This window comes from Arthrobacter yangruifuii (genome assembly GCF_009192775.1).
GTDB classification, from domain to species: domain Bacteria; phylum Actinomycetota; class Actinomycetes; order Actinomycetales; family Micrococcaceae; genus Arthrobacter_B; species Arthrobacter_B yangruifuii.
Genome location: NZ_VTFX01000005.1, coordinates 753,863 through 773,062, shown reverse-complemented (window position 1 = coordinate 773,062; position 19,200 = coordinate 753,863). Strand labels below are relative to the sequence as shown.

The window sequence follows — 19,200 nt, the reverse complement described above, 5'->3', positions numbered from 1 at the left end:
ACACGTAACGGATACCCGTGCCCGGCCGGCCGCGACCGGGTCTACTGGAAGTCCGCTTCGCCGGTTGGGTGCGAATCAAGCTAGAAGGTCGGGCAGTGCTGATGTTATTTGCCGAACGTATTTGTGCCGTTGCAGCAGGAGCCGTGGCGCCGCCTGCACTATCCCGTGGAACGGACGCTTAGGGGGATGAGGATCGCTCTTCTCACCGAGGGAACCTATCCGGTGGTGACCGGCGGCGTCAGCACCTGGGGCGACCAGTTGATTTCCGGACTTCCCGAGCATGCCTTTGATGTCGTTGCCCTGGCCGGAGGCAGCGCCAGAATTGTCTGGAAACTGCCGCCCAACGTGCGCCGTGCCCGCGTCATTGAGGTTTGGGGGCCTGCCGTGCCTGCGCTGCGCGGGCACCGTCACAGCAGTTCCATCGACACCACGCAGCGCGCCCTGGCCCACTTGTGGGATGCGGCACTGGGACCCGAAGGCCGTGAGGGCATTGTGCGGACCACAAACGCACTGCGCCAGCTTGTCGAGGTCAGTGACCGCGTAGGGCTCTCCCGTGCGCTGGCCGCCCGCGGTTCCGTGGCAGCGATCATCCGCGCCTGGTCCCGCCACGCCGTGAGTGCGGGAGAACCGCCGATTTCCGTCGCGGACGCCGTCCTGGCTGCGGGCATCGTGGACCGGGCGCTGGCTCTCGTGGACAACCGCCTGGCGGAGGTGGACGTCATCCATGCTTCCAGCAACGGCCCGTCATCCCTGCTGGCCCTGGCCACCTCCTGGCGGCAGGAGGTTCCGCTCCTGCTGACCGAACACGGCGTCTATCTCCGCGAGCGCTACCTGGCGCTCTACGCCGCAGAAATGACCTGGCCGGTGCGCCGCGCAGTGACCGCCTTCCTCCGGCGGCTGTGCCAGGTTGTCCACGTTCACGCGCACATGGTCCTCCCCGTCAACCACTTCAATGCCCGCTGGGAGCGACGGCTCGGCGCAGACCCGGAACGGATCCATACCATTACCAACGGCGTCGACCCCTCGACGTTTCGGCAGGTGACCACGGAACCGGACGTCCCGACGATAAGTTTCGTCGGCCGCATCGATCCCCTGAAGGATCTGGAGACGCTTATCTCGGCGTTTGCGCTGGTCCGGACGCGGGTACCAAATGCACAGCTGCGGATTTTTGGTCCCACACCCCCGGAAAACAAGGCCTACAAAGCCGGGCTGGTGGCCCTGGCCCTCAGCCTCGGGGTAACTGACGCGGTCCATTGGGAAGGGCCCAGCCAGGGCAGCCGCCCTGCTATTGAGGCCGGCCACATTGTGGCATTGTCCAGCATTTCGGAAGGGCTGCCGTTCACCCTGCTGGAGGCGATGATGTGCGGACGCGCGACGGTCAACACCGACGTCGGCGGTGTTGCCGAATGCCTGGATGAGCAGCAGACAACCGGCATGCTGGTGGCCGCCCGCGACCATGCCGCCTTCGCGGATGCCTGCATCGCCCTGCTGTCCGACAGCGGGCTGCGATCGGCAATGGGCGCCGCTGCGAGACGGCGGGCGCTTGCCGAGTTCACCCTGGAACGCTGCCTGAACCGTTACCGTGAAGCGTATTCGGCTGCCCGCGACGGGAGGCAGTTGACGGAGCCCCTCCCCACCCCGGCGGAGCACGTGGGCGGCGGCGCCGGAGTGCCGGAACCCGCCGCCGGCGAATCCGAGTTCGGATTGCTCGCATGAGCGCCGACAGCGTCATCATGCCGTCCGCGGGTAAGCGCCTGCCCGACGCAGGCGGCACACCCCCGGCCTTCGATGCGGTGGACACGTTCGACATCGCCGCCCGGCTGGAAGCCTCCGGCCTGAGCGACCGCACAGTTGCCACACGCCACGGCGCGGCGGACGTTTTCGCCTACGCCCAGACGCTCGTCCAGGTCCGGAGCTCCGTGGACCTTCCGCAGGAGCCGGAGGGCTGGGTGGGCAGGGATGCCCTGCTTGAGGCCGTCCGGCGCGCGGTCGTGCTGATCCTGGGCGCGGTCCTGGGCGGCCTGACCGCCACAGTCATCACGGAGAACACCTGGGAAGTCCTCACGGCCGGTATCAGCGCGTGGGTCATTGGCCAGTCCGTGTCCGGCATTGTGTGGTCGCATGCGAATACCGGGCACCTGAACCGGGGCATCGCCCGGGGAGCCGGCGCCACCCTCCTGGTGACGGCGGCTTTGGCCTGCTTCATGGTTGTCCTCTTACTGCTCCCGGGCCACGACGCTTCCCAGGCCATCCTGATGATGGCCTGGTGCTGGTACTCCTGCGTTGTATCGATGCTCGTCATCCTTGGACGGTCCTGGTACCTCATGACTGCTCTGCTGGTTGCCGTCGCAGCAGTATCGCTCACGCTCGTGCTGGGACACAGGTCCGCTACCGCCACCGTCCTGACCGTCGCTGCCGTGATCCTTGCAGCAACCACCCTCTCCCTGGCTGTGCACGTGCGCGGGCTTGGCGAACGCATCAGCCTGGGCGGGGCAGACTGGCGCTCCGCCGCCGCGCCGGCGCTTCAGGCCGCAGGCCTTGCTGCTGCGCTCTCCCTCGGGCTGACCCGCCTCACGGACTGGGAAGGAACAGCCCTCATCGTGGCCACGGTCGTCGCCGCGGCAGCTACGGATCCCGCACTGGTGCTGATGCGCCAACGGCTGATTTGGTCCTCCCGGCGAACACCGCTGCTGCGCCATGCGGCCCGGAGCGCCCGGATCGCCACGATGGGCATGTCTGCGGCCATCGTGCTGGTATCAGCGTCCGTTTCCACGCTGGTGGTCTTCTTCCTGGTCGGGGCTGCGGGGATGGTGGTGACCGTGGTCGCGGCGGCTGCCTTCAGCTCCCTGGCTACGACGTCCACAACGCTCATTGCCTTCGGCACACCGGGCGGGGGCGTGGTCTTCGCGGGCGCCGCTACGCTGTCCGCAGCGGTCTGGATCATGGTGGGCAACCTTCCGGGCGTCCTGGTGGCCGTGGCGTTCCTCGTCGCGGGGATAGCTGTCCTGCTGAACCGGGTTTCGGATCCGCGGGCCTACGCATGAGCAGACCCAGGCTTGCCCTGCCCTGGTACGTTCATCCGGCGGAAGCGCCCCGGGAATGGAACTGGCTGGCAGCCCGGCGCGACGTCGCGTTCGCCGTCGTCAATGTCCACAACGGGCCGGGCACGGAGAACGACGCGTATTATCCCGACGCGCTTGCCCTGCTGCGCGGCATCAGGACCCTGGGCTACGTTCCCGTTCATTACGGCGAGCGGTCCGTGACGGACGTGGCGGCTGAGATTGACCATTGGCAGCGGCGCTACCGCGTCGACGGAATCATGCTCGACGAACTTCCGGCTACGGACGCCGGACTGGCCTCCTGCACCCGGTACGCCGGCGCCGCCCGGGCTGCGGGAGTTCCCTTCCTGGCAGCCAACCCCGGCACTTTTCCGCCGCGGGCGGTTTTGGATCTGTTCGACGTCACCGGGGTCTTCGAAGGGACCGCCGAGTCCTATGCCGGCTTCCGGCACCCTGCCTGGGCGTGGAACGTGCCGCCGCACCGGCTGTGGCACCTGGTCTACGGATGTGCCCCGCAGCGGATTGCGGCCGTAGCCGACCGCGCCGGCAGGCACGGGGCCGGATACGTTTTCGCAACCGACCGTTCCCTGCCCAATCCCTGGCTGGGACCTCCGACGGCCGTCTCGGACCGTCTCGGCGCCGGGCATCCGGTGGCGGGCACATGAACCGTGGGAGGGGAGGCAACCGGCGCCGGGCAGGCCGCGGCGGAAGGCAGGCGCGCCTGCTGCCCGGCCTGGTCCTGTTGCTGCTTTCCGCCCTGACGCTCCAGGGGTGTGCGGCTGCAGCCTCTCCCCCGGCTCCCCCCGCCACGGGCGGGCAGGCCGCGTCCGCTGCGCCGGTGTGGCGTCCTTCGCCGGCTGACAGCTGGCAGTGGCAGCTGTCAGGCGCCATTGATGTCACGGTGCAGGCGGACATTTTCGATGTGGACTTCGAAACCACCACCACGGAGGAGATCGATGCCCTGAAGCAGCAGGGACGCCGGCTGGTCTGTTACTTCTCCGCCGGGTCATGGGAAGACTACCGCGGCGATGCCGGACAGTTCCCCCTCGCCGTCCGGGGAGAGCCGATGGACGGCTGGCCGGATGAACAATGGCTCGACATCCGGCAGCAGGATGTTCTCCTGCCGATTGTCGCAGCACGGATGGATGCCTGTGCGGCAAAGGGGTTTGACGCCGTTGAACCCGACAACCTGGACGGCTACGTCAATGAGACGGGGTTCCCGCTGACTGCACAGGACCAGCTCGCCTACAACCGGGCGGTGGCCCGGCTGGCGCATGACCGCGGCCTGTCCGTAGCACTCAAGAACGACGTCGACCAGATCCCCGAGCTGGTGGAGGACTTTGACTTTGCCATTAACGAGGAATGCGTCCGCTATGACGAGTGCGGCCTGTACGCGCCGTTTACCGGCGCCGGCAAAGCCGTTCTGCACGTCGAATACCAGGGCGGCCTGGGCTTTTGCCCCGACGCCAGGCGGCAGGGATTCTCCTCAATGCTGAAGCCCCTGGATCTCGGCGCGGCCAGGTCCCCCTGCTGAAACGGCAAGGGCCCCGCCGGAGGTTCTCCGGCAGGGCCCTTCAGGGTCTAAGCGCATGAGGCTTAGCGCTGCACCGCACCGAACCGTTCGGCCGCCAGTGCGACGGCGGCGGCACGGGCCTCCGAGGCTTCGTCGGCAGTCAGGGTCCGGTCCGGGGCGCGGAACCGCAGCGCGAACGCCAGCGACTTGTGCCCGGGCTCGATGCCGGAGCCGGCGTAGACGTCGAACAGCGCCACGTCTTCGAGCAGTTCACCGGCGCCTTCGCGCAGGGCCTCGCGGACCTGCTCGGCGGGCACGTCCTCTGCCACCACCAGCGCCACATCCTGCGTGGAGATGGGGAAGCTGGAGATGGGACGGGCCACGATGACGTCGGGGGCGGCGTCGAAGAGCGCATCCACATCCAGTTCCACCGCGGCGGTGCGAGCCGGCATGTCGCGTGCAGCCAGCAGCTTGGGATGCAGCTCGCCGGCGTAGCCCACGGTCTCGCCGCTGCGCAGCGCAATGCGTGCCGTGCGTCCGGGGTGGAAGGCCTGGTGTGCCCCCTGTTCCACCACCAGTTCCACGCCCAACACGTCCCCCATCAGGCGGGCGAAGTCCACGGCGTCGGCCCAGTCCCACGTGCGCGGCGTGTTGCCGGCCCCGGGAGCGGACTCGTGGCCGGCCAGCAGGACGCCCACGTGCAGCGGCTGGTCCGGGATGCCTGCGTACAGCTCATCCAGCACCTCCTCGGACGGCTTCGCACCCAGCGGCGGGATGCTTTCGGTGCCCAAGTGACCGCCGGGCAGGAAGACGGTGCCGGATTCGAACAGCGCCAGGTCGCGGAAACCGCGGGACATGTTGCGCTTGGCCACCTCGAACAGGCCCGGCAGCACCGAGGTGCGCAGGTAGCCGTATTCGGCGCTAAGCGGGTTGGCCAGTTTCAGGGCCGTGCGGGTGCCCTCCGGTGCGCCGAAGGTGTTGTTGTCCGCTTCCGTCACGAACGGATAGGACAGCACCTCGGTGAGGCCGGCGGCCGCGAGGGACTGCATCAGCCGGCGGCGCTGCTGCTGGACGCGGGTCAGGCCGCGGCCGGGAGGGGCCACGGGAAGGGTGGACGGAATCTTGTCGTAGCCCACCAGGCGGATGATTTCCTCGGTGAGGTCCTCGCGCGTCTCCAGGTCCGGGCGCCAGCTCGGCGGCGTGACCAGGTAGCCGGCGTCGGTCTTCTCCACGGAAGCGCCCAGGTCCTCCAGGCTCCCGGTGATCTGGGAGTCGGTGAAGTCCAGGCCGATCAACTGCGACGGGAACTGCGCCGCCAGTTCGATGCGGCGCGGTTCGGGGGCGGTGCCGACATCGGTGACGGACTCATCGGCGGTGCCGCCGGCGAGTTCCACCAGCAGGTCCACGGCGCGCTGCGCGGCGATGTCCGCCACGTTCCAGTCCACGCCGCGTTCGAAGCGCTTGGACGCTTCGGAGGGCAGCTTGTGCCGGCGGCGGGACCGGGCAATGCTGACCTCTTCGAAGTGGGCGGCCTCAATCAGGACGTTCTGCGTACCGCCGGACACCTCGGTGGCGGCTCCGCCCATCACGCCGGCAATGCCGATGGCACCGGAACCGTCCGTGATCAGCAGGTCCTCCGGCGAGAGCCGGCGGTCCTTCTCATCCAGGGTTTTCAGGGTTTCGCCCTCGGCGGCCCGGCGGACCACGATTTCGCCGGTGAGCTTATCCAGGTCGTAGAAGTGCAGCGGCTGGCCGAGCTCGAGCATCACGTAGTTGGAAATGTCCACCACCAGCGAGATGGAGCGCATGCCGGCCAGGCGCAGCCGAGAGGACATCCACGGCGGGGTGGGGCGGGAGGGATCCACGCCGCGCACGGTGCGGGCCACGAACCGGTCGCAGCCGGGCTTGCCATAGATGGGCGCGGCGTCGTCGAGCTTGACGGGGTAGCCCTTGCCGTCCGCCTGCGGAACGGCGACGGCGGCAGCCGGGTCGGTGAACTTGGTGCCCGTGGCGTGGGCGTACTCGCGGGCGGCGCCGCGGATGGAGAAGACATAGCCGCGGTCCGGAGTGACGTTGATTTCCGCTGCCTGGTCATACAGGCCCAGCAGCTCCATGGCGTCGGTGCCCACCTCGGGGTCCAGCCCCAGGGTGGAGAGCACCAGGATGCCGTCATGGTCCTCGCCGATGCCCAGTTCACGCACGGAGGCGATCATGCCGGCGGACACGTGGCCGTAGGTCTTGCGCGGGCTGATCCGGAAGTCGCCGGGCAGCACGGCGCCGGGGAGGGTGACAACCACTTTGTCCCCCACGGCGAAGTTGTGTGCGCCGCAGACAATGCCCTGGATGCCGGAGGGTTCGGTGCCCTTGCCGGTCAGGGTCTGCTCGGCACCTTCGGGCACCACGCGGACCGAGCACCAGTTGATGGTCTTGCCGTTGCTCTGCGGCTCGGGCTCCATGCTGAGCACCTGGCCCACCACAATAGGTCCCTGCAGCTCGTCGGAGGGACGGTGGACGTCCTCTTCCTCCAGGCCGACCTTCACCAGGTCTTCCATCACGTCTTCGGCGGTTGCGTCCGCCGGAACCTGGGCATACTCGCGCAGCCAGGAAAGTGGGATTCTCACTTAGATCTCCATCCCGAAGTGTTCGCTGAAACGTACGTCGCCTTCGATCATTTCGTGCATGTCCGAAACCTCGTTGCGGAACATGAGGGCACGGTCAATGCCCATGCCGAAGGCAAATCCTGAATAGACCTCGGGATCGATCCCGGCGGCGCGGAGCACGTTGGGGTTGACCATGCCGCAGCCGCCCCACTCGATCCAGCGCGGGCCGCCCTTGGCACCGGGGTGCCAGATGTCCAGCTCGGCGCTGGGCTCGGTGAACGGGAAGTAGTTCGGGCGCAGCCGGACCTTGGCCTCGTCGCCGAACAGCACCCGGGTGAAGTGCTCCAGGGTGCCGACCAGGTCCGCCATGGTCAGTCCCTTGTCGATGGCCAGGCCCTCGAACTGGTGGAAGACCGGGGTGTGCGTGGCATCAAGTTCGTCGGTGCGGAAGACCTTGCCGGGGCACAGCACGTAGATCGGCAGGTCGCGCTCGAGCATGGAACGGACCTGGACCGGGGAGGTGTGCGTGCGCATCACCAGGTGTGCTTCCGGCGGCTCCACGAAGAAGGTGTCCTGCATTTCGCGGGCGGGGTGGTCCGGCTTGAAGTTCAGGGCGTCGAAGTTGAACCATTCGGATTCCACCTCGGGGCCTTCGGCGATTTCCCAGCCCATGCCCACGAAGACATCGGCCACGCGGTCCTGCAGGGTGGAGATGGGGTGGCGTCCGCCGATGTGCCGGCGGCGCGGCGCGGCAGTGACGTCCACGGCCTCTTCGACCAGGATCCGGGCGTCGCGCTCGGCCTCGAGCTCAACGGTGCGGGCGGCGAGCGCGGAGTTGATCCGGCCGCGGGCGGGGCCTACGAGCTTGCCGGCGGCCGCCTTCTGGTCCTTGGGGAGCTTGCCGATGGCCCGGTTGGCTCCGCTCAGCGGCGATTTCTCGCCGGTGACGGCAATCCGGACCTCCTTGAGCGCGTTGAGGTCCGCGGCGCCGGCAATGGCGGCGAGCGCCTGCTCGACGGCGGCGGCTACGGCGGCTTCATCGAGCGGATTCGGCGGCTCGGGCTGAACGCCCTCAGGGGAAGTATCTGGGGAACCAGTCCCCGGTGTGGAGTTAGACATGTACTGTGCTTACCTGTTTCCGGCCCTAGTTGGGTTCTGGCTTATCATTGCAAGTCTAGTAGAGAACCCCGGCAGGGCCGTCATACTGCCGCAGGGAGGTGCCATGCCGTCCGTACCCGTTGTGCTGCGCCGCTGGATCAATCTGCTGAACCTCAGTACCCCGGCGGGCCTGCTTCTGGCACGTGCCACCGGGTGCAGCATCACGCCGGGTCCGCAGAAGATCATCCTTGCCGAGGGGTATCCCCTGTCCCTCCCCCGGGCGGCCGCCTTCACCGTCGGCAACGTGGTCCTCTACCGTTCCGCCTCCGCCGGCCGCATCCATGCACCGGACAGCCCGCTGCTGCGCCATGAAACCCGCCACAGCTCGCAGTACGCGTTCCTGGGCCCGCTGTTCCTGCCCGCCTATTTCACCGCCTCGGCGCTCTCCCGCCTGGTGGCAGGTGATCCGGCGTCGGCCAACCCGTTTGAGCGGCTGGCAGGGCTGCGCGACGGCGGCTACCGCCCCGGACGGCCGCGGAGCCCCCGGACGGGGCGGACGGGCCGGACGGGCCGGCTCCGCCGTCCGTTCCCGCGCAGGTTCCGGGCGCTGTCCCGCCGTCCGTCCCGCACCGTTTAGGGCTATCCCCCGGTTCGAACATATGTTCTAATAAGGGGATGAGGTGGCAAGGTCAGGAACTCAATGCAAGGTCCGCCGAGGGTGGCCATCCCGGCAGCGGAAAAACTTCAGGCTCCGCTGCAGGCTCCGCATCTGCAGGCAGTGAGGTCCCGGGTGCTGCGGCCCCGGGCGCTGCGGCCGAGGCCGTCCTGCCCCTGCCGGCGGTGCCCGGCACCACGGATCCGCTGATTCCGCTGCAGGGCCTGGTCCGCTCCGTGCGCACTCCCGACTTTGCCGGAGTGACGTTCCACGAGGTCGTTGCCAAGTCGGTGCTGAATAAGGTGGGCGGCGGCTCGAACATGCCCTTTGAATGGACCGTCAATCCGTACCGCGGCTGCAGCCATGCCTGCGTTTACTGCTTTGCCCGCAAAACCCACACCTACCTGGACCTGGACAGCGGAGCAGATTTCGACAGCCAGCTGGTGGTCAAGGTCAACGCTGCCGAAGTGCTGCGGCGCGAACTCGCCCGGCCCTCCTGGCAGCACCACCATGTGGCCATGGGCACCAACACTGATCCCTACCAGCGCGCAGAGGGCCGTTACCGGCTGATGCCCGGCATCATCCGTGCGCTCGCAGACAGCAGCACACCCTTCTCCATCCTCACCAAGGGCACTCTGCTGGCGCGGGACATCCCGCTGCTGAAGGAGGCGTCCGCGCAGACCGAGATCGGGATGGGAATATCACTGGCACTGGTGGATCCGGAACTGGCCAAGGTGGCGGAACCGGGAACCCCCACACCCCGTGCACGGCTCGAGCTGATCAGCCGCCTGCGGGACGCCGGCCTTCCGTGTTCGGTGATGGCCATGCCCATCCTGCCGTGGCTTACCGACGGGGACGAATCCCTGGATGCCCTCTTCTCGGCGCTCGCAGCCGCCGGGGCCACGGGAGTCACGGCGGGCGCCCTGCACCTGCGCCCGGGAGCCCGCGAGTGGTACCTGCAGTTCCTGGCCCGGCACTACCCGGAGCTCTCCGGCAAGTACGCCGACCTGTACGGCAAAGGCACGTACGCGTCCAAGGAGTACCGGGACTGGCTGGCCGGGCGGATCCGGTTCTTCAAGGCCAAATACGGTTTTTCCGGCGGTGCCCGCTTCCTCCGGCCGGCTGCACCCAAGGATGAGGGTGCAGCTCCTGCCGGCGGGGCACGGAAACTGGTACCGGCAGCGGGCCAGGATGCCCTGTTCTAGGCCCGGCCGGCATCCACGGCGTTCAACAGCGCCGTAACGATCGGCAGATCCGCGGGGATCCAGGGAAGCTCCATCAGCGCCGTCTCGGTGAGGTCCACCCAGCGAAGTTCGTTGTGGTCCTCCAGCGGCTCGGGTGTCCCGCCGGTGACTTCCGCCAGCCACACCCGCATGGCCGCGGAGTCGTTGAGCGGCCAGCCCTGAGCCAGGGGCCCCGTCACTTCAACACCCAGCGCGGTCCGGATGCCGAGTTCCTCAGCCAGTTCACGGTGCAGTGCCTGCGTGCATTCTTCCCCGGGTTCCACCTTCCCGCCCGGGAACTCCCACAATCCGGCCAGCGCAACGGGTGCGCTGCGGCGTGCCGCCAGCAGCTTCGAGGGCCGGTCCAGGGAATCCAGGATCGCGGCGCCCACCACCTGCACGAAGGAGCGGGGGGATGCGGCGTCGGCCTGGCCGGTGTTCTCTTGGAAATGCATCCACCGAGCTTAACCGGTTTACCCGATGCCCTTCGACTTCCCCGCGGGTGCACTGCCGACGGCAACCGTGGCATCGGTTTCCTCGTTCCGCAGAATCTGCGGGGACAGCCCGGCGGAAACAAGGAGTCCGCCCACGGCAGCTGCCTGCCCCTCGCTGCACTCGAGCAGGAGCTTCCCGCCGGGAGCGAGCCACTGCGGGGCGTGACTGATGATCCGTTTCAGCAGGTCGAGTCCGTTGCGGCCGCCGTCCAGGGTGACGGCGGGCTCGTAATTCCGCGCTTCACGGGGCAGCGTTGCCAGCGCCGGGGTGGGCACATAGGGGGCGTTGGCCAGCACGACGTCGATCCTCCCGGCCAGCTCGCCGGGCAGTGCCGGAAAGAGGTCCCCCTGCAGGACGGTGGCCTGCGGCAGATTGGCCCGGGCACAGGCGACTGCCTCCGGATGAACGTCAACGGCGTAGATCCGGCAGCCCGGCACACCCGCCGAGACCGCCATCGCAACGGCACCGGACCCGCAGCACAGCTCCACCACCAGCGCCGTGCTGCGTCCTGCCAGCAGGCGGACCGCCTGCGCAGCCAGGAACTCCGTACGCTGCCGGGGCACAAAGACTCCGGGCCGGAGCCCCACCCGAAGCCCCCCGAAGGCCGCCCAGCCGAGAACCTGCTCCAGGGGCTGCCCGGCCAGCCGCCGGGCCACCATCTCTTCCAGCGCCGCTTCGCCGCCGGCACCGGAGATCAACAGGAAGGCCTCTTGTTCGGCAAACACACATCCTGCGTCCCGCAGCCGGGATACCAGTTCGGCCGGATTGTCGAAGCTCTGCACGCGTTTATGGTGACAGGGCACCGCAGCGGGCACCAGTGTTCCCGGGCCGACGGTTGCCGGAGAGGCGGCGGAACCTCCGGGAGCCGCGGCGGTGCACTAGGCTGGAGGGGACGAAGCCGTCCAGGCGTCCGGCAGGAGCACTTCCTGCTCGTTGACCCGGAACGCCGTCCCCAGCGGCCCAGCCGCATCCCCACCTTGTGAAAGCGAACATGCCCCGGAGCACCACCGCGCCCCTTTTCCTGTCCAGCCAGCGCACCCCCGGCGCCCGAAAGACCAGCGCCGCCAAGGCCATAGTTGCCCTGGCGGTGGGTGGCTTTGCCATCGGCACCACCGAGTTCAGCATCATGGGCCTGCTGCAGGAAATGGTCGAAGACCTCAACATCTCGGTTCCTGCGGGCGGGCACGTTATTTCCGCCTATGCCCTGGGTGTGGTGGTGGGCGCGCCCGTGCTGGCCGCCCTGGGGGCCCGGATGCCGCGGAAAATACTGGTTCTGGGCCTGATGCTGTTCTTCGCCCTGGGCAACCTGTCCTCCTTCTTTGCCGCCGACTATTCCTGGCTGCTCTTCACCCGGTTCCTGTCCGGGCTGCCGCACGGCGCGTTCTTCGGCGTGGCAGCCGTCATCGCCGCGTCGCTGGTGGCTCCCACCCGCCGCGCCTGGGCAATCTCCATGGTGATGCTGGGCCTGAGCATCGCGAACGTGGTGGGAGTGCCCTTCGCAACCTGGCTGGGTCAGCAGGCCGGGTGGCGGTGGATGTTCGTTCTGGTGGCGGCCATCGGATTCCTGACCGTGGCCATGGTGGCCCGGTTCGTGCCGCACCAGGCCGTCCTGCCCGGGGCCAGCATCAAGTCCGAACTCAGCGCCCTGGGGCGGAGCCAGGTCTGGCTGGCCCTGTTGGTGGGAACCGTCGGCTTCGGCGGATTCTTCGCCGTGTATTCCTACATTGCGCCCACCATGACCGAGGTGGCCGGCCTCTCCGAGAATGTCCTGCCCGTCGTCGTCGGGCTTTACGGGGTGGGGCAGGTGATCGGCAACGTGGCCGGCGGACGGCTGGCCGATATCAACGTTATGGGCAGTATCTACGCCATTCTCGGCGGCACCGTCGTCATTCTCCTTGCCTACGCCTGGGCGGTGCAGTACGCGGCAACGGCCATGGTGCTCGTGTTCCTGGTCGGGCTGATCGGTTCGATGCTCACTCCGCCGCTGCAGACCCGCCTGCTGGATGTCTCCCCCGGGGCCCCGACGCTGGCGTCGTCCCTGAACCACGCAGCCCTGAACCTTGCCAATGCGCTGGGCGCCCTGCTGGGCGGCGTCGTGATCGCCTGGGGATGGGGATACCGCTCCCCCGCCGTGGTGGGAGCGGTACTCGCCCTGCTTGGTTTGGCTATTGCCCTGATCAGCGGTTCCCTTGACCGGCGTCCCGCGTCTTCGGCGAAACAAACACATCAGGCTCCAGGTAAATAGACCCGGCAATCGGTACGGCGGCGCGGATCCGGGCTTCGGCCGCGTTGATGCCGTCGGCAATTTCCCGGCCGGTATCGCACTTGGCGATGCTGATCTTCGCGGCCACCAGCAGTTCCTCCGGACCCAGATGCAGGGTCTTGAGGTGGATGATGCGGGTGTCCGGGTCCTCCTGGATGGCGGCTTCGATCCGGCGGACATCGGCCTGCGTGGCGGATTCGCCGAGCAGCAGGGATTTGGTCTCCACTGCCAGCACTGCAGCGATCGCCACCAGCAGCAGGCCGATCATGGCTGTGCCGAAGGCGTCCCAGACGCCGTTGCCGGTTATCAGGGTCATGCCCACGCCGAACAGGGCGAAGAGCAGGCCCAGCAGGGCGCCGAAGTCCTCCAACAGGACTACGGGCAGTTCCGGGGCCTTGGCGGTCCGGACAAACTGCACCCAGCTCTGCGTGCCGCGGGTGCGGTTGGACTCACGGATGGCCGTGCGGAAGGAATAACCCTCCGCAAGGATCGCGCCGACAAGGACAGCCAGCGGAACCCACCACCACCGGCCCTCAATCGGGTGCGGATCCTGGTACTTGTGGTAGGCCTCGTACAGCGCAAACAGACCGCCGACGCTGAACAGCACAATGGAGACAATAAAGGCGTAGATGTACCGCTCACGGCCGTAGCCGAAGGGGTGTTCCGGGCTGGCCTGGCGCTTGGAACGCTTGCCGCCCACAAGCAGGAGCACCTGGTTGCCGGAGTCAGCCACCGAGTGGATGGCCTCGGCAAGCATGGAGGATGAACGCGTTAAGGCAAAGGCAATGAACTTCAAGACCGCAATGGCCAAGTTGGCACTCAGTGCCGCGACAACCGCCTTGTTACCGCCGCTGGCAGACATGGAAGACCCGTTTCTCTTTGGTGTTGTAAATCGGCGCGCCGAGCGCAGCCGTCACCAATACGCTACATCGGAGTCCGCGCTGCCGGTTGTCCGGGACGGCGCGGGAACGGGGGCCGCGGGCAGGCAACGCGCCCGGGTGCGTTCGGTGCCTGCTATCCGTTCTGGGCACGCGCCGAAGCGTAGAGGCAAACCGTGGCGGCCGTGCCCACGTTGAGGCTCTCGGCGCTGCCGTACAGCGGCACTGCTACACGGTGGTCGGCTGCTGCCAGCTCGGCATCGGACAGGCCCTGGGCTTCATTGCCGAAGAGCCAGGCGGTGGGCTGTTCAAGCTGCGGAAGAGCGGCGTCGCCGTCATTACCGTCCGCACCGGCAGGAGTGAGCCGCCGCACGGCGCTGAGGTCCTGCAGCCGGTCCAGATTGACGTTGCCGTAGCCGTCAGCTGCCAGGATGGTCAGGCCGGCAGCGTGGAGGGCGTCCATAACTTCGCCGAATTCGGCACCGGTGACCACGGGAAGATGAAACAGGGATCCTGCGGTGGAACGCACCGCTTTGGGATTATAGATATCGACGCTGGAGGCTGTGAGCACCACGGCGTCCGCTCCGGCGGAGTCGGCGGCCCGCAGCACGGTGCCGGCGTTGCCCGGGTCCCGCACTTCGCACAGCACGGCGATGAGCCTGGCGCCGGAGGCCAGAACGTCCTGCAGCGTCGCGGTGGACACGTTGCACACCGCCACGATGCCCTGCGGCGAGACGGTGTCCGCCATCGCGGCCAGGACCTCGTTGGTTGCCAGGCGGAGGGAAACACCGCGGGCAAGGTCGGCCAGCTCGGGCAGCCGGTCCAGGCACCCCTGCGTGGCGTAGACCTCGTGCACGACGGCGGGACCGCCCTCGGCCGCAGCCGCACGGTGCGCGGAGAGCGCCTCCCGTACTGCCTGCGGCCCTTCGGCCAGGTAGCGGCCGGTTTTTAAGCGCGAAGGGCGCCCGGCAAGCTTCGCTACATCTCGGACCCGATCAGCTCGGGGGTTGGACATCAGCGGTGCCTGCGGGCGCCCTTCAGGGTTCATCGGCTGGAGACCGACTTAGCCCTGGAACTTCTGGCGGGATTCTCCGCCGGCGGGCTCCAGACCTGCAGCCTTGGCAGCTTCAACAGAGTTGAACCAGTATTCGGCAACGGTCTGCTCGTACCAGGTGGAACCCGGGACGTGGTACTTGCCCGAACCCAGGTTGCCCTTGATGACGAAGCCTTCCGGAGCGTCGCCCTCGGAAGCCTTGAAGCCGCCCTGAGCGGAGGCAACAGCGGCAGCCGGCTTTTCAGCGGCAGGCTTGGCAGCGGGAGCAGCCTTGGCTGCCGGGGCAGCCTCAACGGCGGGAGCGGAGGTGTCGGACGGCAGTGCGTCCTTGGCCAGCTGGACCAATGCGGCGAAGGCAGCGGCGTCGTTGACGGCCAGCTCGGCCAGCATGCGGCGGTCAACCTGGATCTCGGCCAGCTTCAGGCCCTGGATCAGGCGGTTGTAGGTCAGGCCGTTGGCGCGGGAAGCAGCGTTGATGCGCTGGATCCACAGGCGGCGGAAGTCGCCCTTACGCTTGCGGCGGTCGCCGTAGCTGTACACAAACGAGTGCAGCAGCTGCTCTTTGGCCTTACGGACCAGGCGCGAACGCTGTCCGCGGTAACCCTTGGCGCGCTCGAGAATAACCCGACGCTTCTTGTGGGCGTTAAGCGCCCGCTTCACACGTGCCACGTGCGTACTCCTTTTGGTAAATCTCCCCGACTTGGTAAGTCACTGCGCCTGGAAGGCCCAGGAGCGGGGAAAGCTTTGATGGTGAAGCCGGCCCGGACGGGACAGCGATCAGGGATTAGTTAGATGCCGAGCATCTTCTTGATGACCTTGGCGTCCGCCGGTGCCACGAGCTTGTCGTTGGCGAGGCGGCGGGTCAGCGTGGAAGGCTTGTGCTCCAGGTAGTGGCGGCGGTTAGCCTGCTGGCGCTTGAGCTTGCCGGTACCGGTCAGCTTGAAGCGCTTCTTGGCGCCGCTGTGGGTCTTCATCTTCGGCATGTCTACCGATCTCCTTTAGGTTTCCGCGGGCAGGCCCGCGGGGCTTCGGACACCTTTGCAGGTGCCAGGGCTTATTACTGGACGCCGGAACGAGGCGCAGGGCAGTGAAACTACTCTGCAGTTCCGGGCTTGTTCTGGCCGGTGGTCCCCCGCGGGGAGGACGGCTTGCCGGCAGGCTTCGGTGCTGCGGCGGGCTTGGGCCGGGCAGCCGGCTTCGGCGCAGCAGGCTTTACCGCGGTCGGCTTCGGAACGGCTGCAGGCTTCGGCGCGGCGGCAGGCCTCGCTGCTTCCACCGGCTTGGCTGCTTCCGCAGGCTTGGCGGGAGCGGCAGTTTCAGCGGCAGGCGCTGCGGCCGGCCTGCTGGCTGCAGCCACACGGCGTGCCTCGGTTGCAGCCTTTTCGGCAGCTGCAGCCCGTGCCCGCTTAGCGGCCTGTTCCTTTTCAGCCTGTTCCTGCTCGGCACGGGCCTTGTCGGCCTCGGCAGCGGAGGAACCCAGACGAAGTCCGTCCGGCAGCAGATCCGCGAGGCTCTGCGTCAGGGGCGCCTTTGCCGACGAGGTATCCACACGCGGCGGAGCCTCTCCGTTCCGGACTGCCTCGTTCGCTGCCTTGGCATCGGCCCGCTGCGTGGCGCGGCGGGCTTCGGCCTTGGCCTCGGCCTTGTTCTTCACCGGACCGATAACCATCACCATGTTGCGGCCGTCGATCCGCGGGGTGGACTCAACCACACCCACCTCGGCGACATCCGCAGCGAACTTGTTCAGCAGCTTCATACCCATTTCCGGGCGCTGCTGTTCACGGCCGCGGAACTGGATCATGGCCTTGACCTTGTCACCGGCGGCCAGGAAGCGCATGGCGTGTCCGCGCTTGGTCTCGTAGTCGTGCGTGTCGATCTTCAGGCGGAACCGGATTTCCTTCAGAACGGTGTTCGTCTGGTTCTTCCGGGCTTCGCGTGCCTTGACGGCGGCTTCGTACTTGTACTTGCCGAAGTCCATTAGTTTGCACACCGGAGGCTTCGCCTGCGGTGCTACCTCAACAAGATCCAGGTCAGACTCGGCAGCCAGACGAAGCGCGTCCTCAATCCGGACCACCCCTACCTGCTCGCCTGCCGGACCTACCAGCCGCACCTCGGGGACGCGGATCCGATCATTGATTCTTGGCTCGCTAATGTTGCAGCTCCTGTGTAGTTCAAAACGGCTACCGCCTGCAACTGAAGAAGGCCTCCAATTGCACGCGCAATCGAAGGCCCTTGAGGGGGTCGGCAGTAGCCGCCGTCGAACTCGGTTCGAAGGCAGTTAGCTCCCGGAACAAACAGCGGCAGTGCCGCAGCCCGTCCGGGGCCGACCTGAACCCGGCAACTCCGCCGCCAACAAGGGCGGTCAGGCTGACGCGGGTGGGAGGGGTCTCCGCTTGCATACCGGTGACGTAAGGCTTCCAAGAAGAAAGTGTGATTTTCATCCCGCCCGTGAAGGGCATTGAAAGTAACGACAACCAGTCGGTCTGTGACAAGCTTACCAGTATGAGTACCCCACAGAGCAATCCGGCAGGGGAAGCAACCCGCCATTCCTTCCCGGGAACGTCAGCAGAGTCCGAATCTGCCGCTGCAGCAGAGCAGGAAGTAGTCGAGCAGATGCGCGACATCGCCGAGGTGCCGGCCATCGAGGTCATTACGACGGCGGCCGTCCACCTGATGAGCGCGGCGGCCGTGAAGTGCGGCCTGGCCGAAGGCGACGACGCCGAAGAGCTCAAGGACCTGGACGAGGCCCGCAAGCTGATCACTGCCCTCGCCGGTTTTGTCACCGCCGCCGCCCCGGAGATCGGCAGCCAGCATGCCGGACCCTTGCGCGACGGCCTTCGTTCCCTGCAGCTCGCATTCCGTGAAGCATCGGTAATCCAGGACGCTCCGGGCAAGGGCCCGGGCGAGAAGTTCACCGGCCCGGTCAGCTAGCGGCCCCTTCCCCGCTTTTACCCGTTACCGCCCGAAGAGCCTGGGCCCGGCGGATGCGCCGCACCGCGGACATCCGCAGACAGGCTCTTCGGGCCTTTCTTTTGCCCCGGGCCCGTTCCTAGGCGGCGGGCACGGGGCGCCGCACGAAGTGCCGGACTGTCAGCGTCACCAGCACCAGCAGCGAGGCAGCACCGCCGGCCATGAGGAACCCGGACCACGGACCGATCACGTCGATGGCCAGTCCAGCCACCGGGGCGCCCAGGGCGGTTCCTGCGGTCATCGACGAACCGTACCAGCCCATGGCTTCGCCCCGGCGCTCCTCGGAGACAAGGTCGGCCACCCGCTCGGAGGCCGAAGACAACACGGGCGCGCAGAGCAGGCCCGGCGGGATGGAAAGCAGCGCAAGGCTGAGCGTTCCGGTGGCGAAGGCCATCGGCATGGTCAGCACCCCCATGGCGAGCAGGAGAAGCATCGGCGAAATCCGCCGGTTCATGGCCCCGTAGAGAATCCCGCCGACGGCGGAGGCGGCGCACCAGGCGACGAAGACAATGCCTACCTCGGACGCGTTTCCCCCGGCCTCCACCAGCGCCACGATGCCGACGTCGGTGCTGGACAGCAGCAGGCCGGCGCCCACGGAAACCGCAAAGACCACTGCCACACTTGTGGTGACCCAGCCGAAGTTTCCCGCCAGGCCGTTCCGCAGCCTGCCGAACAGGTTCTGCGGCCCGTCCGGCAGCCCCGCACCGGTAAGTTCCATCGGTGCTTCCTGCACGTTGGCGGGGGCCACGGCGACGGCGGCGGCAGCCGCGGCCGCCTGCTCGTCCGCAGCGGTCACGGAGTTCGCGGCCTCGGGGGTCCGGGTGGGCGGGTTGAACCAGATCAGCAGCAGTCCTGCCAGAGCGGAGGACAACCCGACTGCGGTGAGTCCGATGACCGATGACCGGGTGGCAATGACCGCTCCAAGGGCCGGGCCCATCATAAAGATGAGCTCTGTGGCAATGGAATCCAAGGCGAAGGCGGTGCGCCGCTGTTCACCCGTGGCCAGGACGCCCAGGGACTGCCGCACCACGCTGAAGACCGGAAGGGTGAACACCCCGCCGACCAGCGCCAGGACCAGCAGCCATTCAAAGCTGGCATGCGGAGCCAGGCTCCAGATGACGGCTTCGGCTATGACCGAAGGAATCAGGGCGCGCCGCAGTCCCACGGTGTCCACGCGGCGGCCGCGCCAGGGGGCGCCCACGGCAATACCGATGGTGACGACGGCGGCGACGGCACCTGCCGCCGCATAGCCGCGGTCCATGGTGTTGACCACGTGCAGGGTCAGCAGCACGCCGGCGGCCGAATGGGGGAAACGTGCGATCATCCCGATTAACAGGACGCGGCGGATGGGGGCTATCCGCAGCATCTCGCGGTACAGGCCAAAATTCACGG

Annotated in this window: 18 protein-coding genes; 8 read left to right on the top strand and 10 right to left on the bottom strand. The window is 67.6% G+C overall.

Annotation, left to right across the window (positions count from 1 at the left end; genetic code table 11):
- The first annotated feature begins 186 nt into the window (after nucleotides 1–186).
- Genes pelF through GD627_RS14390 form a run of 4 tightly spaced genes read left to right on the top strand, consistent with a single transcriptional unit; the run spans nucleotide 187 to nucleotide 4,593 of the window.
- Nucleotides 187–1,716 (top strand): GT4 family glycosyltransferase PelF, encoded by a 1,530-nt coding sequence (pelF, locus tag GD627_RS14405; RefSeq protein ID WP_152273043.1) that lies wholly within the window; start codon nucleotides 187–189, stop codon nucleotides 1,714–1,716.
- Nucleotides 1,713–3,044, top strand: coding sequence for a hypothetical protein (locus GD627_RS14400; protein WP_152273042.1), 1,332 nt, complete (start codon nucleotides 1,713–1,715; stop codon nucleotides 3,042–3,044). Before pelF ends, GD627_RS14400 begins: the two co-directional genes overlap by 4 nt.
- The gene (locus GD627_RS14395; RefSeq protein ID WP_152273041.1) at nucleotides 3,041–3,724 is read left to right on the top strand and encodes a spherulation-specific family 4 protein; all 684 of its coding nucleotides are present in this window, start codon (nucleotides 3,041–3,043) and stop codon (nucleotides 3,722–3,724) included. Before GD627_RS14400 ends, GD627_RS14395 begins: the two co-directional genes overlap by 4 nt.
- Nucleotides 3,721–4,593, top strand: coding sequence for an endo alpha-1,4 polygalactosaminidase (locus GD627_RS14390; protein WP_152273040.1), 873 nt, complete (start codon nucleotides 3,721–3,723; stop codon nucleotides 4,591–4,593). The genes GD627_RS14395 and GD627_RS14390 overlap by 4 nt, the downstream gene beginning before the upstream one ends.
- A 62-nt stretch (nucleotides 4,594–4,655) precedes the next feature.
- Here GD627_RS14390 and pheT read toward each other — a convergent pair whose 3' ends face one another.
- Both pheT and pheS read right to left on the bottom strand, forming a co-directional pair.
- Nucleotides 4,656–7,193 (bottom strand): phenylalanine--tRNA ligase subunit beta, encoded by a 2,538-nt coding sequence (pheT, locus tag GD627_RS14385; protein WP_152273039.1) that lies wholly within the window; start codon nucleotides 7,191–7,193, stop codon nucleotides 4,656–4,658.
- The gene (gene pheS / locus GD627_RS14380; protein WP_152273038.1) at nucleotides 7,194–8,291 is read right to left on the bottom strand and encodes a phenylalanine--tRNA ligase subunit alpha; all 1,098 of its coding nucleotides are present in this window, start codon (nucleotides 8,289–8,291) and stop codon (nucleotides 7,194–7,196) included.
- Between the two features lie 103 nt (nucleotides 8,292–8,394).
- Between pheS and GD627_RS14375 the strand changes: the two genes are divergently transcribed.
- Both GD627_RS14375 and GD627_RS14370 read left to right on the top strand, forming a co-directional pair.
- Entirely contained in the window at nucleotides 8,395–8,907 is a 513-nt protein-coding gene (locus tag GD627_RS14375; protein ID WP_152273037.1) for a hypothetical protein, read from the top strand.
- A 38-nt stretch (nucleotides 8,908–8,945) separates the two neighbouring features.
- Complete coding sequence (locus tag GD627_RS14370) at nucleotides 8,946–10,130, top strand: Rv2578c family radical SAM protein (protein WP_152273036.1); 1,185 nt, start codon at nucleotides 8,946–8,948, stop codon at nucleotides 10,128–10,130.
- Here the strand turns inward: GD627_RS14370 and GD627_RS14365 are convergent.
- A complete protein-coding gene (locus tag GD627_RS14365) occupies nucleotides 10,127–10,603 on the bottom strand; it encodes a (deoxy)nucleoside triphosphate pyrophosphohydrolase (RefSeq protein WP_152273035.1) in 477 nt (158 codons plus the stop codon). The genes GD627_RS14370 and GD627_RS14365 overlap by 4 nt on opposite strands.
- 18 nt (nucleotides 10,604–10,621) lie before the next feature.
- Nucleotides 10,622–11,425, bottom strand: coding sequence for a putative protein N(5)-glutamine methyltransferase (locus tag GD627_RS14360; RefSeq protein WP_152273034.1), 804 nt, complete (start codon nucleotides 11,423–11,425; stop codon nucleotides 10,622–10,624).
- Nucleotides 11,426–11,634: 209 nt separating this feature from the next.
- Between GD627_RS14360 and GD627_RS14355 the strand changes: the two genes are divergently transcribed.
- Nucleotides 11,635–12,888, top strand: a complete 1,254-nt coding sequence (locus GD627_RS14355) for an MFS transporter (protein WP_152273033.1) — start codon at nucleotides 11,635–11,637, stop codon at nucleotides 12,886–12,888.
- Here GD627_RS14355 and GD627_RS14350 read toward each other — a convergent pair.
- The 5 genes from GD627_RS14350 to infC form a co-directional block, all read right to left on the bottom strand.
- Nucleotides 12,821–13,768 carry a cation diffusion facilitator family transporter gene (locus tag GD627_RS14350; protein WP_152273032.1) on the bottom strand — a complete coding sequence of 316 codons (948 nt, stop codon included), beginning with the start codon at nucleotides 13,766–13,768 and terminating at the stop codon, nucleotides 12,821–12,823. The genes GD627_RS14355 and GD627_RS14350 overlap by 68 nt on opposite strands.
- Nucleotides 13,769–13,920: 152 nt before the next feature.
- Nucleotides 13,921–14,832, bottom strand: a complete 912-nt coding sequence (locus tag GD627_RS14345; protein WP_152273031.1) for a TrmH family RNA methyltransferase — start codon at nucleotides 14,830–14,832, stop codon at nucleotides 13,921–13,923.
- A 15-nt stretch (nucleotides 14,833–14,847) separates the two neighbouring features.
- Nucleotides 14,848–15,507 (bottom strand): 50S ribosomal protein L20, sunset domain variant, encoded by a 660-nt coding sequence (gene rplT, locus GD627_RS14340; protein WP_152273030.1) that lies wholly within the window; start codon nucleotides 15,505–15,507, stop codon nucleotides 14,848–14,850.
- Nucleotides 15,508–15,626: 119 nt separating this feature from the next.
- Nucleotides 15,627–15,821 carry a 50S ribosomal protein L35 gene (rpmI, locus tag GD627_RS14335; protein ID WP_146363238.1) on the bottom strand — a complete coding sequence of 65 codons (195 nt, stop codon included), beginning with the start codon at nucleotides 15,819–15,821 and terminating at the stop codon, nucleotides 15,627–15,629.
- A gap of 110 nt (nucleotides 15,822–15,931) precedes the next feature.
- Complete coding sequence (infC, locus tag GD627_RS14330) at nucleotides 15,932–16,948, bottom strand: translation initiation factor IF-3 (RefSeq protein ID WP_246165520.1); 1,017 nt, start codon at nucleotides 16,946–16,948, stop codon at nucleotides 15,932–15,934.
- 392 nt (nucleotides 16,949–17,340) lie between these two features.
- Here infC and GD627_RS14325 point away from each other — a divergent pair, with 392 nt between their 5' ends.
- Nucleotides 17,341–17,769, top strand: coding sequence for a DUF1844 domain-containing protein (locus GD627_RS14325; RefSeq protein ID WP_146363242.1), 429 nt, complete (start codon nucleotides 17,341–17,343; stop codon nucleotides 17,767–17,769).
- Nucleotides 17,770–17,887: 118 nt separating this feature from the next.
- Here GD627_RS14325 and GD627_RS14320 read toward each other — a convergent pair whose 3' ends face one another.
- On the bottom strand, nucleotides 17,888–19,198 hold the full coding sequence (locus GD627_RS14320) for an MFS transporter (protein ID WP_146363244.1): 1,311 nt from the start codon (nucleotides 19,196–19,198) through the stop codon (nucleotides 17,888–17,890).
- Between the last annotated feature and the right edge of the window lie 2 nt (nucleotides 19,199–19,200).

Bases quoted from the DNA above. Each gene is read 5' to 3' on its own strand.
- GD627_RS14400 (WP_152273042.1), top strand. From the start codon at position 1,713: ATGAGCGCCGACAGCGTCATCATGCCGTCCGCGGGTAAGCGCCTGCCC.
- GD627_RS14395 (WP_152273041.1), top strand. From the start codon at position 3,041: ATGAGCAGACCCAGGCTTGCCCTGCCCTGGTACGTTCATCCGGCGGAA.
- GD627_RS14345 (WP_152273031.1), bottom strand. From the start codon at position 14,832: ATGAACCCTGAAGGGCGCCCGCAGGCACCGCTGATGTCCAACCCCCGA.
- GD627_RS14390 (WP_152273040.1), top strand. From the start codon at position 3,721: ATGAACCGTGGGAGGGGAGGCAACCGGCGCCGGGCAGGCCGCGGCGGA.
- GD627_RS14355 (WP_152273033.1), top strand. From the start codon at position 11,635: ATGCCCCGGAGCACCACCGCGCCCCTTTTCCTGTCCAGCCAGCGCACC.
- GD627_RS14350 (WP_152273032.1), bottom strand. From the start codon at position 13,768: ATGTCTGCCAGCGGCGGTAACAAGGCGGTTGTCGCGGCACTGAGTGCC.
- pheS (WP_152273038.1), bottom strand. From the start codon at position 8,291: ATGTCTAACTCCACACCGGGGACTGGTTCCCCAGATACTTCCCCTGAG.
- GD627_RS14325 (WP_146363242.1), top strand. From the start codon at position 17,341: ATGAGTACCCCACAGAGCAATCCGGCAGGGGAAGCAACCCGCCATTCC.
- GD627_RS14365 (WP_152273035.1), bottom strand. From the start codon at position 10,603: ATGCATTTCCAAGAGAACACCGGCCAGGCCGACGCCGCATCCCCCCGC.
- pelF (WP_152273043.1), top strand. From the start codon at position 187: ATGAGGATCGCTCTTCTCACCGAGGGAACCTATCCGGTGGTGACCGGC.
- GD627_RS14375 (WP_152273037.1), top strand. From the start codon at position 8,395: ATGCCGTCCGTACCCGTTGTGCTGCGCCGCTGGATCAATCTGCTGAAC.
- GD627_RS14370 (WP_152273036.1), top strand. From the start codon at position 8,946: ATGAGGTGGCAAGGTCAGGAACTCAATGCAAGGTCCGCCGAGGGTGGC.
- rpmI (WP_146363238.1), bottom strand. From the start codon at position 15,821: ATGCCGAAGATGAAGACCCACAGCGGCGCCAAGAAGCGCTTCAAGCTG.